The organism is Bacteroides luti (assembly GCF_900128905.1).
GTDB classification, from domain to species: domain Bacteria; phylum Bacteroidota; class Bacteroidia; order Bacteroidales; family Bacteroidaceae; genus Bacteroides; species Bacteroides luti.
In genome coordinates this window covers 391,695-406,288 of the sequence record NZ_FQTV01000001.1, presented here as the reverse complement: position 1 = coordinate 406,288, position 14,594 = coordinate 391,695, and the positions used below count along the sequence as shown (strand labels likewise).

14 protein-coding genes are annotated in these 14,594 nt (G+C 39.2%); 3 read left to right on the top strand and 11 right to left on the bottom strand.

Annotation, left to right across the window (positions count from 1 at the left end; all coding sequences use genetic code 11):
- Window positions 1-6 precede the first annotated feature (6 nt).
- Together atpA and BUC21_RS01730 are read left to right on the top strand one after the other, a co-directional pair.
- Entirely contained in the window at window positions 7-1,593 is a 1,587-nt protein-coding gene (gene atpA, locus BUC21_RS01735; protein ID WP_073398781.1) for a F0F1 ATP synthase subunit alpha, read from the top strand.
- Window positions 1,594-1,601: 8 nt separating this feature from the next.
- Window positions 1,602-2,477 carry a F0F1 ATP synthase subunit gamma gene (locus BUC21_RS01730; protein WP_073398780.1) on the top strand — a complete coding sequence of 292 codons (876 nt, stop codon included), beginning with the start codon at window positions 1,602-1,604 and terminating at the stop codon, window positions 2,475-2,477.
- A gap of 200 nt (window positions 2,478-2,677) precedes the next feature.
- Here BUC21_RS01730 and BUC21_RS01725 read toward each other — a convergent pair whose 3' ends face one another.
- The 11 genes from BUC21_RS01725 to BUC21_RS01675 form a co-directional block, all read right to left on the bottom strand.
- Window positions 2,678-3,178, bottom strand: coding sequence for a GNAT family N-acetyltransferase (locus BUC21_RS01725; RefSeq protein ID WP_073398779.1), 501 nt, complete (start codon window positions 3,176-3,178; stop codon window positions 2,678-2,680).
- A 28-nt stretch (window positions 3,179-3,206) separates the two neighbouring features.
- The gene (arsB, locus tag BUC21_RS01720; RefSeq protein WP_073398778.1) at window positions 3,207-4,250 is read right to left on the bottom strand and encodes an ACR3 family arsenite efflux transporter; all 1,044 of its coding nucleotides are present in this window, start codon (window positions 4,248-4,250) and stop codon (window positions 3,207-3,209) included.
- A gap of 15 nt (window positions 4,251-4,265) precedes the next feature.
- Window positions 4,266-4,682 (bottom strand): arsenate reductase ArsC, encoded by a 417-nt coding sequence (locus tag BUC21_RS01715; protein WP_073398777.1) that lies wholly within the window; start codon window positions 4,680-4,682, stop codon window positions 4,266-4,268.
- Between the two features lie 6 nt (window positions 4,683-4,688).
- Entirely contained in the window at window positions 4,689-5,750 is a 1,062-nt protein-coding gene (locus tag BUC21_RS01710) for a permease (protein WP_245797042.1), read from the bottom strand.
- 11 nt (window positions 5,751-5,761) lie between these two features.
- The gene (locus BUC21_RS01705; protein WP_073398776.1) at window positions 5,762-6,463 is read right to left on the bottom strand and encodes an aromatic aminobenezylarsenical efflux permease ArsG family transporter; all 702 of its coding nucleotides are present in this window, start codon (window positions 6,461-6,463) and stop codon (window positions 5,762-5,764) included.
- A 9-nt stretch (window positions 6,464-6,472) separates the two neighbouring features.
- Window positions 6,473-6,904 carry a nitrophenyl compound nitroreductase subunit ArsF family protein gene (locus BUC21_RS01700; protein ID WP_073398775.1) on the bottom strand — a complete coding sequence of 144 codons (432 nt, stop codon included), beginning with the start codon at window positions 6,902-6,904 and terminating at the stop codon, window positions 6,473-6,475.
- Between the two features lie 12 nt (window positions 6,905-6,916).
- Complete coding sequence (locus BUC21_RS01695) at window positions 6,917-7,150, bottom strand: thioredoxin family protein (RefSeq protein ID WP_073398774.1); 234 nt, start codon at window positions 7,148-7,150, stop codon at window positions 6,917-6,919.
- Window positions 7,151-7,215: 65 nt separating this feature from the next.
- Entirely contained in the window at window positions 7,216-7,542 is a 327-nt protein-coding gene (locus BUC21_RS01690; RefSeq protein WP_073398773.1) for an ArsR/SmtB family transcription factor, read from the bottom strand.
- 224 nt (window positions 7,543-7,766) lie between these two features.
- A complete protein-coding gene (locus tag BUC21_RS01685; protein WP_073398772.1) occupies window positions 7,767-9,038 on the bottom strand; it encodes a TolC family protein in 1,272 nt (423 codons plus the stop codon).
- A gap of 130 nt (window positions 9,039-9,168) precedes the next feature.
- A complete protein-coding gene (locus BUC21_RS01680) occupies window positions 9,169-12,261 on the bottom strand; it encodes an efflux RND transporter permease subunit (RefSeq protein WP_073398771.1) in 3,093 nt (1,030 codons plus the stop codon).
- Window positions 12,258-13,286, bottom strand: coding sequence for an efflux RND transporter periplasmic adaptor subunit (locus tag BUC21_RS01675; RefSeq protein WP_073398770.1), 1,029 nt, complete (start codon window positions 13,284-13,286; stop codon window positions 12,258-12,260). The genes BUC21_RS01680 and BUC21_RS01675 overlap by 4 nt, the downstream gene beginning before the upstream one ends.
- Before the next feature lie 159 nt (window positions 13,287-13,445).
- Here BUC21_RS01675 and BUC21_RS01670 point away from each other — a divergent pair, with 159 nt between their 5' ends.
- The gene (locus tag BUC21_RS01670; protein ID WP_073398769.1) at window positions 13,446-14,330 is read left to right on the top strand and encodes an AraC family transcriptional regulator; all 885 of its coding nucleotides are present in this window, start codon (window positions 13,446-13,448) and stop codon (window positions 14,328-14,330) included.
- Window positions 14,331-14,594 lie beyond the last annotated feature (264 nt).

Below are 14,594 nucleotides of genomic sequence, written 5' to 3'. Positions count from 1 at the left end.
AGAATTATGTCCGAAAATATAAAAGCAAGTGAAGTTTCCGAAGTGTTGCGTATGCAACTTGAAGGAATTGATACCAGCCTTCAGTTCGATGAAGTGGGGACAGTACTTCAAGTAAGTGACGGTGTAGTCCGCATTTATGGTCTGAGGAATGCTGAAGCTAACGAGCTGCTGGAGTTCGACAATGGTATTAAAGCTGTTGTAATGAACCTCGAGGAAGATAATGTAGGTGCTGTGTTACTTGGTCCTACTGATCAGATTAAAGAAGGATATATAGTAAAACGTACCGGAAGAATTGCTTCAATCAATGTTGGTGAAGGAATGCTGGGACGTGTAATCAATCCTCTGGGAGAACCGCTTGACGGAAAAGGAGATATTGCTGGTGAACGGTTTGAAATGCCATTGGAACGTAAAGCTCCGGGGGTAATTTTCCGTCAGCCTGTAAATCAACCTTTGCAAACAGGTTTGAAAGCTGTTGATGCTATGATTCCTATCGGTCGCGGCCAACGTGAGTTAATCATTGGCGACCGTCAGACTGGTAAGACCTCTATTGCGATTGATACTATTATCAACCAAAGAAGTAATTTTGAAGCCGGAGACCCTGTATATTGTATCTATGTTGCCATAGGACAGAAGGGATCTACTGTTGCTACTATCGTAAATACACTGAAAGAAAAAGGTGCGCTGGACTATACTATTGTAGTATCTGCAACAGCATCCGATCCTGCCGCTTTACAATATTTTGCACCGTTTGCAGGTGCTGCTATCGGTGAGTATTTCCGTGATAGCGGACGCCATGCATTGGTAGTATATGATGACTTGTCTAAACAGGCAGTTGCATATCGTGAGGTATCTTTGATTCTTAAGCGTCCTTCCGGACGTGAAGCATATCCTGGTGATATCTTCTATTTGCACTCTCGTTTGCTGGAACGTTCTGCTAAGATTATCAATCAGCAGGAAGTTGCTAGTCAGATGAATGACCTTCCTGAAAGTATGAAAGGTAAAGTAAAAGGTGGTGGTTCCTTAACTGCTCTTCCAATTATTGAAACTCAGGCTGGTGACGTTGCTGCATATATCCCAACCAACGTAATTTCTATTACAGATGGTCAGATATTCCTTGATACAGACTTGTTCAATCAAGGTAACCGTCCGGCTATCAATGTAGGTATTTCTGTATCTCGTGTTGGTGGTAATGCGCAGATCAAGGCAATGAAGAAAGTTGCCGGTACATTGAAAATTGACCAGGCTCAGTTCCGCGAACTGGAAGCATTTACCAAATTTGGTGGAGATATGGACCCTGTAACCGCTTTGACTATCAATAAAGGTCAGAAGAATACCCGATTACTGGTTCAGCCTCAGTACACTCCAATGCCGGTTGAGCAACAAATTGCAATCTTGTATTGTGGTACACACGGTTTGCTTAAGTCTGTTAAACTGGATAAAGTTCATGAGTTTGAGAAGAATTTCTTATTAGATCTTCAGAACAATCACCAGGAAGATGTGCTTGATGTACTGAAAAAAGGTATTATCAACGATGAAGTATCTGCAATTATAGAAAAAGTTGCAGAATCTATTGCGAAGGTCTATAGTAAATAGGAGGAAATATGGCATCACTAAAAGAAGTAAAAGGAAGAATAGCGTCGGTAAACAGTACCAGAAAAATTACGTCTGCCATGAAAATGGTAGCTTCTGCTAAGTTGCACCGTGCGCAGAGTTCAATTTCGAATATGCTTCCTTACGAGACGAAGCTGCATGCCATGCTAACGGCTTTCCTCTCAAATGAAGCCGATATTCGATCACCTTATATGGAAGTGCGCCCGGTAAAACGGGTGGCAATTGTTGCGTTCTCGTCCAATTCATCTCTTTGCGGGGCATACAATGCAAATGTTGCCCGTCAGTTAAACCTGATGGTTGATGGATATGCATCTCAGATTGGCAAGGAAAATGTTCTGATTTTTGCTATAGGTAAGAAAATAGCTCATGCAGCCAAAAATGAAGGACTGAATATACAGGATGTGCTTTTGGAAGTTGCAGATAAACCATCTTACCAGGGAACTTCTGATTTGGCTAATAAACTGATGAAGATGTATGCTGATAAGGAAATTGATAAAGTAGAATTGCTTTATCATCACTTTAAAAATACAGCTTCACAAATACTTACCCGTGAGGATTATCTTCCTGTAAGTTTGCCGGAACCTGAAGAAGCTCCTGTAGATCATAATTGGGCGTTGGATTATATATTTGAACCTTCAAAAGCTGATTTGCTTAAAACTTTGGTACCGCAGGTTCTTGGTTTAAGAATGTATACTGCATTACTTGATTCAAATACATCGGAGCATGCGGCGCGAACAATGGCAATGCAGATTGCTACAGATAATGCGAATGATCTGATTCAGGATTTGACGGTGTTATATAACAAATCCCGTCAGCAGGCCATTACAAACGAATTGCTTGATATTATCGGTGGTACAATGAAATAGATATTTAGATAAACTTTATAGAAAAAGGCTAGGTTATCAACCTAGCCTTTTCTGTTTTAAATAAAATCTCTATCTCATAATATTAAAATCCAAAATTGATCTAGCAATCTAGCACTTGCTGTTTAACTCGCTATAAATAAATAAGATAGATCTGCTAGATTAATATAATTTGATCTAGCAGTAATCTAGCAGTCTAGCGCTTAATCAATTCCAACGATTTTACTACGTCTTTCTAGTTGGGCAACATCGCGCCATTTATTGTCCATCTTGCCCAGTCGTTCTTTGATTCCTATAGTTCTGAATCCGTGGTTATGGTGTAATTTCAAGCTACTTGTATTCTCGGGAAAGATTCCTGCTTGAAGGGTCCAAATGCCATTTGCTTCTGATTCCTGTATCAGTACTTCCATTAATTTATTACCGATACCTTTGCCTCTGAAGGCTGAATCAACATAGACACTAACCTCAGCCACTCCTGCATATACACACCTGCTTGATACATTTGACAATGCTGTCCAGCCTACTATTTTGCCATCGATGGTTGCTACGAGTCGACAGTCTTGTCTGTGTGCCTTGTCCCAGGAATCCCAATCGGGAGCTTCTGTTTGGAATGTTGCATTTTTTGTTGCAATGCCCGATTCATATATACGGGCTACATCGGTCCATGATTTTTCTGTCATGGTTTCAATTTTAATTTCGTTCATAGATCTATATATGTATTTAAGTAGTGCTTTATTTATTGCTTTTCATTTTGCTCTCTTGCCTTAATGCAAACTTAACAAGAAGAATTAGAACGGGTACTTCAATAAGTGGACCAATAACCGCAGCGAAGGCTACTCCTGAATTGATACCAAATATGGCGATGGCTACTGCTATAGCAAGTTCGAAGTTATTACCTGTGGCTGTGAAGGCTACCGACGTTGTTTTCTCATAATCAGCTCCCGATTTTTTTGTGATCCAGAATGAGAAAAAGAACATTATTGCAAAGTAAGCCATCAATGGCAGAGCTATGAGCAATACATCGAAAGGTAGCTTAACGATATATTCACCTTTATATGAGAACATAACGATAATGGTAAACAGTAGAGCTATTAGCGTTAGCGGACTTATTCTGGGAATAAATTTGGTATAGTACCATTGTTCGCTTTTTGCACGGATAAGAATATATCTGGAGAGGAATCCGGCTATAAATGGTATTCCAAGATAGATGAAAACGCTATGAGCAATTTCTCCAATTGTGATGTTCTCAACGGCATTTGTGGTTGGTAAACCAAACCATCCTGGAAGTACTGCAATGAAGATATAGGCATAGAACGAGAAGAATAAAACCTGGAATATACTGTTAAGTGCCACTAGTCCTGCTGCATATTCCGAACTTCCTTTTGCCAAATGGTTCCATACCAGCACCATTGCTATGCAACGTGCAAGACCAATCATTATGATACCGTACATGTATTCGGGATAGTTTTGAAGAAAGATTATTCCCAGAATAAACATTAATACGGGGCCTACTATCCAGTTAAGCAATAATGATATGGAAAGTATTTTCCTGTTAGAAAATACTTTGCCTAGTTCTTCGTATTTAACTTTGGCCAATGGTGGATACATCATAACAATGAGACCGATGGCTAAAGGTATATTGGTGGTTCCCGATTCAAACCGTTGCCAGAAATCTGTGATTCCGGGATTGATATATCCTATGAATACTCCGATGAACATCGCAAGGAATATCCACAGCGTAAGGTATCGGTCAAGAAACTTAAGTCTTGTTTTCATATTAGAAACTTGAATTCAATAAATCTCGTTGATATAAAACTGATAAAAACCTCTTTTAATCTCATCACGCACACGGATAAATTCACTCCATATAAATTCATCAGTTCCTGTGGCATGTGAGGGATCATCAAACCCGATATGGATTCTGTGATTTACTTTCCCTGAAAATGTTGGGCAGCTTTCATTAGCTCCTCCACATACAGTGATTACATAATCCCATTCTTCATTCAGGTAGCGATCCACATTTTTAGGGTAATGGTTGCTGATGTCAATACCGGCTTCGGCCATTACTTTGACTGCTTTTGAATTTACTCTTGGTGCCGGTTCTGTTCCGGCAGAATGTACTTCCAGCGATTTATCGAATGACTGAAGCCATCCGTGAGCCATCTGACTACGGCAACTGTTGCCGGTACAAAGAATTAATATTTTCATAAACGTTTAAAATATCAGATTAAACAAATATCCTACAATCATTATTCCTGTAGCTACAACTCCTACAAATGTAAGTATCAGCGGCAACTTCAGTACTTTTTTAAGAATAATCATTTCTGGTAGTGAAAGACCTACAACAGCCATCATAAATGCCAGTGAGGTGCCCAGTGCAGCTCCTTTTTCAATGAGAACAGATACAATAGGAATAATACCTGCAGCATTCGAATAAAGAGGCACTCCAATAAGGACTGACAAAGGAACGCTGAACCAGGCTGATTTACCCATTAGTGAAACCATAAAATCTTCGGGTACATAGCCATGAGCTCCTGCACCTACCGCAATTCCAACGACAACATAGATCCAGACTTTTCCAACAATCTCTTTCACAGAATCAAATCCAAAACGGATGCGGTCAGAGAAAGTAAGACCATTCTCCTCATCTCCGGTGTTACCCATTTGAGTTTGATAAACCCAATCCTGCACCCAATGTTCTAGTTTTAGTTTGCCGATAATCCATCCGGCTGTGATGGCTATAATAAGTCCGGTGATCACATATATCAGAGCTGTTTTCCAACCAAACAAACCCAGCAGCAGAATTACAGCAACTTCATTAATCATGGGTGCGGCAATAAGAAATGAGAAAGTAACGCCTAATGGCACTCCAGATTCTACAAATCCAAGAAATAACGGAATGGCAGAACATGAACAGAAAGGAGTAACAATACCCAGCATGGAAGCAAGTACATTTCCGGCAAAAGTAGATTTACCTTCGAGCATCTTCCGGGTGCGATCTGCTGAAAAGTAAGTACGGATAATGCCTACGATAAAGATTATCAGCGCAAGCAACATCAGCACCTTAGGAACTTCAAAAATAAAGAACCGTATGGCTTCCGTGAGGTGATCGCCTTTCTGCATTCCTATAACAGAATCAACAATCCAGTCGCTGATTGGTTGAAGGTAATGGTATATTAGGTACCACATTGGCAGAATAGCAATAAGACCAATCAGATTTTTGCGATTCATTTTGATTATTTCTGTTGAAATACTACTTAAAATGTTCTGTTTCATATTTCTGTTTTCTAGTTAAGGAAGTAAATAGTTGCATAGTAAAAACCTGCAAGAATAAATGTAACGGCAATAACACGCCTGAACCAAAGTTCAAAAACCTTTATCCTATTATACAGTTTACCTACATTGCCCACAGCAAATGCCAGCAGCCACGCAAAAATGATAACCGGAAGTCCGGTGGCAATGGCAAACAACACTGGCAGATACAATCCGCTTGCACTGGTAATAGTTATAGGAATAAGCATGGCGAAGTAAAGTACTCCGCTATATGGGCAGAATGCCAAAGCAAAGATCATTCCCAATAAGAGTGAACTCAAGTAACTTCCTTTGTTCTTTTCTCCAATCTTTTCGGTCAATCTGGAGAATCCGGGGAAATTGATCTTTATTATGCCGAGCATAAACAGTCCGATGATAATGAGTAATGGTCCGAGAACCTTTTCGCCCCATCCCTGAAAGATCATGGATACGTTCATCTGATTAGCTCCCAGATAAAGCACTACCGCAAGAAGCGTATAGCTTACTGCTCTTCCAAGGGTGTAGATAAGTCCGTTAAGAAAGACCTTTTTACTGTTCTCTATATCCTTGCTGATAAAACCTATAGCTGTTATATTAGTGGCAAGAGGGCAGGGGCTGATGGCGGTCATCAGTCCCAGTATGATTGCTGTAAGAAAGGAGTACTGCGAGTTATCGAGAATACTTTGAAGGAACTCCATCTTAATAACTTATTTAGAACCCAACAGAGGGTCAATGGTTGATTTTATTTTTTGTTTTAACTTGTCGGGAGTGTTGCGGGCATACATAAATCCTTCAGATGTGAGGTCTGTTCTTTTTTTACCGCTGATAACCAAAAGACTCTGGCCGGAAGCCTGACATTTCTCTGCAATAGATTCACTACTCTTTTCATCAAGATTGATGCTCTTGAAAGTAATCATCCCTTTCTTGAATTGTTCCGGATACAGAATAGTAAGATCTTTTTTAGATTCAGACTCTACGGCCATACAAGTAGGGCATCGGCGGGTGAAATGAAAGTAATAGACTTCGATTTTCTGTGCCGCTGTCTTTGTTGCCGCTGTCTTTTTATTATTCTGTGCATTACAAACAAAGCTTCCCAATATCATCAACATTGCGAAGCCCATCATCATTATACGTTTCATTGCTGTCTGCTTTTACTTTGTTAATACTTCTTTGATTTCTTGAGAAGAAGGGACGCGTCCTTTGATCATAACATTGCCATCGACCACCAAAGCGGGTGTTGCCATAACTCCGAATTTCATAATTTCTACAATATCTTCAACCTTAGAGATTGAAGCATCGATACCGTTTTGTTCAACAACTTCGCGTGTTAGTTTTTCAAGTGTTTTGCATTTAGAACAACCTGAACCAAGAATTTTAATTTCCATATTAATTATTTATTTAATGATTAATTATAATTCGTAAATCAACGAACAATGTGCGCAAAAAAATATTATCCGCAACAGTTTTTCTTTATATCTTTCTTATTAAAGAAGTCTCCCAAAAGCTTTTGAGCCTTAGCCCAGTTCTCTTTATCAATGCAGTATCTTACTTTAGGAGCTTCAATTTCACCTTGAATAAGTCCGGCATCTTTAAGTTCTTTCAGGTGCTGAGACACGGTTGCTTTTGCAATAGGCAATTCATCGTGAATATCTCCAAAGAAACAACTATCCTGCGATGCAAGAAAATCGAGTATCGCTATTCGTGCCGGATGTCCCATTGCTTTGGCAAAACGGGCAATCTGTTCTTGTTCTGCTGTATATTCTTTAACTTTTTCCATATATTGTTCGCAAATATACGAACAGTTTTAAATAAAACAAATAAGCTGTCTAAAAAATATTGCTCATTTTAAAAAATGAAGAAAGATTTATTTTTCAGTCTAAACCATACAATAAATAAAAATGAGAGCACCTTAATTATCTTTAGGTACTCTCATTCAAATTATAAAAGTCGATCTTTGTATTCTTTAGCAAACAATATCTTCAAGTTGAAGCATAAAGCAATTTATCTGCCGGTTGCCTGCAGATACTTGGTTTTTCTGACTAAGTAATCAACGCTTGCTTCTGTTTTCTGATCGCGGCTTTGCTGCATAAGAGTCTCGGCATCCAGCAAATCTTTCAGGGCTACTGTTCCGGCTTTGTAGAAGTCATTGTTTAACCGTAGGTTTTCTGTGGACGACTGAACAGATTTTTCTGCAAGTTGTACCTGTTTGTATGACTCTTCCAAATCGTTCCATAGTTGTTGCATCTGTATCATCAGCAGTTCACTTGAGTTTTGCTTTGTATTCTCTGCCATCTTTTCGTTTAGTTTCTGCTTTTTAATGGCGTGAGAACCGCCCCACCATCCGGATATTGGCACTGAAACTGTTGCATAGAGCATACCGAAACTGCTATTTTTATCCATTAAATAATTATACATATACCCTGCACCAACAGCTACTTGAGGCATATATTCTCCAATTTTCATTTTTGTTTGAAGACGATTGGCCTCTACATTCTTATCCAGTAACTTGTATTCTGTACGGTTATGCAATACCTCTTCGTGGTTTACTTTATATTCTAATGGAGAAATCAACGATTTGAACTCGGTAGTATCCATTACAAAATTTTTTGATGCAATACCCATATACTGGCAAAGAGCCAACTTTGATAGTGAAATACCGTTTTCCAGTTTTAATTTACTGCTGGCTATTTCATTTTGTTTTAATTCAACTTTCAGTACATCGTTTTTAGTAGTGGTTCCGGCATTATATGCAGCTATAACATCCTTATAAAGATTATTGAGCATCTTTTCTACTATTTCAATGGTTTTCATTTTCTCCTGCAGGGAAACAATTTGCCAGTAATACTGTTCGGCAGTAACCGAGACTTCATCTTCAGATAATTTCATCTGATACCCGCTTACCTCTGTGCCAAGCTTAGCCAGTTTGTTTCCATTCACGATTTTTCCGCCCACAAAGACAGGTTGTGTAGCAGTTACTCCGCCAACAACTCCATTTTTTAGCATTGACATATTCATTCCTGAAAAATCAAAAGAAATTACTCCTTTATTGGCGTTAAACGCTTCTCCTGTGGCACTTATGCTGGGGAAGTAGTTTGTAAATGCCTCTTTCTTTGTTTCGTTGGAAGCGCTTTGTTCCAATCGGGCATTCTTGATTTTTACATTGTTCTCCAAAGCCAGCTTCTTACATTGCTCCAGCGTAAGAACCTCCTGAGCGGAGATAGTTAATCCGCTTAAAAGGAAAAGACTTAAGAGTGCTATATTTCTCTTTTTCATTTGATTATATTATCTTGAAAATTAAACCTGAATAATTTTTATTTATTCACCAATGATTTTTATTTATTGACCAATAATTGTGGGTTTATTCCTCAATAAATAAAATCCATTGAGGAATAAATTTTAAGCATTACTCGGGCGAAACGATTCCTTTGTGGTTGCCTCTGAAAATAATCCAGTATGCAACAGGTAATACCGTTACAACCAATACCATTGATATCAATGTTCCGAAGCATATAACCGTTCCCATTGGTCCCCATAGCGGACTGTTGCTTATAATCATCGGGATTACACCCATTGATGCTGCGGCAGATGTCAGGAAGATAGGGCGCATACGTCTTTTCCCTGCCTCAAGAGCTGCATCGTATACAGGAAGATTGTGCTTGTGTCTCAGTTCTTCTGCATAATCTAGCATGATAATTCCGTTTCTTACGAGGATACCCATCAAACTTACAATACCTAGAATACCTGTCATACTAACATCCTGTCCCATAATAAGCACACCAATTGCTGCTCCGAAGACCGTTAACGACATTGAGACAAGGATTAGCAATGCCAGATTTATCTTTCTGAAATGGAACAATAAGATGAAGAATATAATCACAATGGCAATAAGCAAAGCTCCTATAATTTGTGGAAGAGCTTCTCCATCCGATTCCTTCTGACCTCCCATGCTTAGAGTAACTCCTTTGGGAAGAGATACATTTTCAAGTTTCTTTTCTACTTTGGCAGTCATTGCGGTTGTGTTCATACCTCTTTTTACATCCGCATTGATGGAAAGAGTTCTCACTCCATTTCTGCGGACAATCTGTCCTTCGGTCCAGTCGGGAGTTATGTTAGCTATTTGGCGAAGAGGTACGGAAACTCCCGGAACAATAGACTGTACATATTCATTGCCCAGATCTTCAAAGTTAGGATCTGTTTTTCTTTCAGCTTTGAGCTTAACCTGCATAGGATAATCTCCGTCCCACAAGGTGGTAAGTGGAATTCCAGAGCCGAAGCGCATAGCCATATTTGCTGCTACGAGAGATTTGCTAATACCAAGACGATTAGCTTCATCATTATTAATATGTATCATAGCACCCGGAGTCTGTTCTTCAAAATTAGGACGTACCAAAGACAAACCGTCCATATTTCTTAGTGTAAGCAGAACCTTTTCTCCGGCGTTATTCAAGTCTTTCAGACTATCGCCGCTAAGTCTTACTTCAATAGGTGAGCGTGCATCCGAATAATCCAGCTGTTTAAAGCGGATATATGTATTTGGGAAATAGTTCGAATACTTGTCTGTCAGTTCGTCCAGCAACTCTACGGTAGCTTCCGGCGAAACTGTGTTTACAATATACTGAGCATAATTACTTCCAGGCATATTGGGCGCATACGAAGTGTGAAAACGAGGAGACCCTTCACCTACAAACGAGGTAATAGAGACTATCCGCTTATCCTTCTTCATGATGCCTTCAAGCTGATTAACCACTGAAGCTGTTTGCTCTATAGCTGTTCCCTTAGGCAAATAGAATTCTACGGCAAACTGATTACGTTCGGCTATAGGCATTAGTCGTTGCGGCAATGTGCTGAACAATAAACATCCGGCAATGATGGTTACAATTCCAAAGCTTAATGTAACCCATGGATGCTTGAAACATTTATTGAGCAATATTTCATACTTTTCCTGCATCAGATCTAGCAAATTCTTCTTCTTTTTCTTTTTCTCTTCTGCATGCTTTAATCCTTTGGTAATAAAGAAATATTGCATATAAGGAACCATCAGCATGGCTACCACTAAAGATATGCCTAAGATAATACTGATTGACCACGGGAATACCTTGAGGAAGTCATTATACATTCCGGTTGTGGTAACAAGGAACGGAAAGAATGTGATACTGATGGCCAACGTTGCAGAGAAGATGGACTTAAACAGCTTCATGGCACTCATAATGGAAGCATGCCAGCGAGACATTCCCTCATCCAGATGTTCCAGATAGCTATCTATAATCACTATCGAATTATCTACAATCATTCCCAACGTAACGATCAATGCAGCAAGAGTTACCGTATTTAGCTCAATCCCGAATGCATAAAACAATCCCAATGATATAAATATGGATATCGGAATGGTGGATGCAGCAACGGAAGCAACGCGCATAGGGAGCAGTGCCATAATAACAATGATAACAGCTCCAATAGCAATCATCAGTTCCTTAAGGAAATTGAATACAGAATCTCCAACTACTTTCGATTGATCGGCTATCCGGTACATGCTTACACTCTTAGGTAATTCCTTCTGATATGACTCTAATACTTCGTTTACATCTTTCCCAAACTGAACTATGTTATTACCTGTCCGCATCTCCATAGACAGCAGAATACATTTCTTTCCGTTATTCTTTATATAAGAATCAGGGTCGGGATATTCTCGAACCACACGAGCTACATCCTTCAACCGGATAACATGCCCTGTTGGATCAGAATAAATAATCTGCTCAGCTACATCTCTTTCCGTTCTATAAGTCTCGGAGATGTGTATCGGTGCCACAAAATTTTTATTATCAACGGCTCCGCTCATGCTGGTAAAGCCCTGCGAGAATAGATTAGCGGCAAGGGTAGTGGAGCTGATGCCGTAAGCAGCCAGCTTTTCCTGTTCTATGTAAATGCTGATTTGTTCTTTTTGCAATCCATAACTACGAAGATTGGATACTGCGTCAATACGGCGCAATCTGTTCTGCAATTCCTCCAGATACTTCTCCAACTCACGGTAAGTCTTATCCTCAGACTCTAATGTAATGAGGATTGCCGATGTATCACCAAAGTCATCATTAGCCATCAAAGCAAGAACTCCGGATGGCAACTGAGATTTGAATCCTTCCAGTCCGTGTTTAAATTTAGACCAGAACTCATCCTTGTTCTTCACATCATCATTCAACTCTACATTAACGATAACCATTCCGTCTTTGGATACGGAATAAGTCTTTTTCTTCTTTACCTCTTTATAAGTGAAGATGAATTTCTCCAAAGGCTTAGCCAGTTGCTCTTCAACCTCGGCCGATGTGGCACCTGGATAAACGCCGATAACCAATCCCTGACGGATAGTGAAAACAGGGAATTCCTGTTTGGGCATTACCATAAGGGAATAAACCCCGAACATCACAAGCAACGACGCAATCAGAATAACGATTTGTCGGTGCCTCATGGCCAATTCTACTATATTTATTTTTCTTCTGCTCATTTCACTGTAATTTTCATTCCTTCACTCACTTTCTGATTTCCTTCAATGATAACCTGATCGCCGGACGATAATCCGCTGGTAACCACAACTCCTTGGTTGGTCAGTGCACCGGTTCCCACGATTTTTCTTGTGGCTTTGCCATTCTTTGCCAGCCATACAAACCGTTCGCCAGAATCAAGAATCTGAATGGCACTGTTTGGAACAAGGATGCCACCCTGCTGTTGGTCGGACGATGAAATATATACCTCGCATACCATTCCTGGCATCAACTCTCGATGAGGATTATTGAGTTTAACTTTAACTTCGTATGTATGTGAAAGAGGATTAGCTATTACTCCTTTTTCATCAATCTTGCCTTCAAACGATTTATGATCAAGCGCAGCAACATCAACCTGAGCTGTTGCTCCCTTCTTTACACGTGCAATCTCGTTTTCCGGAACAGAGACCTTTACGTTTACCTTATCTATAGTAACCAGTTTAATGGATTCAAATCCTGGAACAACGTTCATTCCCGGATCAATGGATTTTCTTGCAATTACACCGCTAAATGGAGCATACAGATTGCAATCTCTCAGATTCTTTTTTGCAATACTTTCTGCTGCCTCTGCTTGTTGCAATTGAGTTTGAATTTCTACGTACTTAATTTCCGGCAAACTACCACTTTCATGAAGCTGAGTTAGACGCTTGTATGCATCCTGAGCTTGTTTTAATGAAGAATGAGCCGCATTATAGGTATTCATTAATGTGGCTTTATTAAGAACAGCAAGCAATTGTCCTTTTGATACACTTTGTCCTTCAGTCACCAATACCTTTTCTACTGTACCCATTACTGAAAAGCTAAGAGACGAACCAGTGTTTTCCTCAACTGTTCCCACATAGTTATGTTCTCCTGTAGCAGTGGTCGTGGATACTGTTTCCACCTTTACCGGAATAGCTTCGTCAGCCGTAGCTTCTTCCTTTTTACCCTTACAACTAACAACCAAAAATAGCAACGCCAATGCGTATACTTGTTCTCTTTTTTTCATACCATATAATTTATTATACTATTGATTCTAAATCCGTTGCAAAGTTGAGGAGTAAACTTAATGATTGGAAGTTCTGCAATACCCCTTAGTTGTTCTGTTTGTCGCATTATATACCTGAATATCATATTTTTATTTTATATTTGCGCCAAAATGAGACATATGGAACAATTTGAAAATACAGAAGTACTGCGACAGGATCTTACAACACTCGGTAAATTTCCTGATGCGGATTATATTGAAAACGATTTTGCTATATTTAATGGCATTAATGATGTTCCTATCTTTGATTATCCTACAAGGATAGATCTTAGTGTTATGGTTATTGCTCTGAGTGGGTACGCCCGAGTGGGAATAAACCTGAAAGATTATGATCTGAAAAAGAATGATATGATTATAGTAACTTATGATCAGATAGTACAACTTCATGAGAAAAGCGATGATTTTACAGGTCTGTTCTTTGTGCTATCCCGTTCTTTTACAGAAGAAATAGCAGTAGCTCTTGAAAGAATTGTGCCTATTTACCTTTTCATTAAAGACCATCCTTGTACAGTTCTAAGTGATGAAGAAGTTGCATCGGTGATGGAATACCACTCTTTTTTGTGGGAAAAGGTGAAAAACAAAAATAATACATATCGCAAGGAGATAACAAAAAATATACTTCGTGCGCTGATTTTTGAGATGTATAGCATCTTCGAGTCTCATTTACCTACAAAAAGATTTAAATCCAGAAAAGAGGAGCTTTTTGAATCGTTTCTTATGTCTGTTAGTTCGAACTTTATTAAGGAAAGAAGTGTGACTTTTTATGCTGACCAGCTTTTCCTTACTCCCAAACATCTTTCAAGGGTTATAAAAGAGGTTAGCGGACGTTCGGCAGGAGAGTGGATTGACGAACAGGTTATTTTGGAAGCTAAAGCCAGATTAAAAACCTTGTCTCTTACTGTACAGGAAATATCAGATCAGCTGGGATTCCCTAACCAGTCTTTTTTTGGTAAATATTTTAAGCGGCACGTAGGTATGTCGCCAAGTGATTATCGTAAGAAGTAATATAAATTGTTATTTGTATAGGATAAACAAAATACAATGCAATTTTATGTATGGCTTTGCGGCAATGTCGCTCTTTGTATTTTGGTTTCAGATTTCATGGACAATATCTCTACTTTATTGGGAGTCAATAAGGTAGGTGTGAAATAAAATTTCAAGCCAATCTTTTATGCCACATAATTGCTATTTTAAGGATTTTTTTGTTTAAAATATACATCTGGCAGGATGCTTCATGCATGCAATTTTCCTATCTTTGCGGCCAAATTG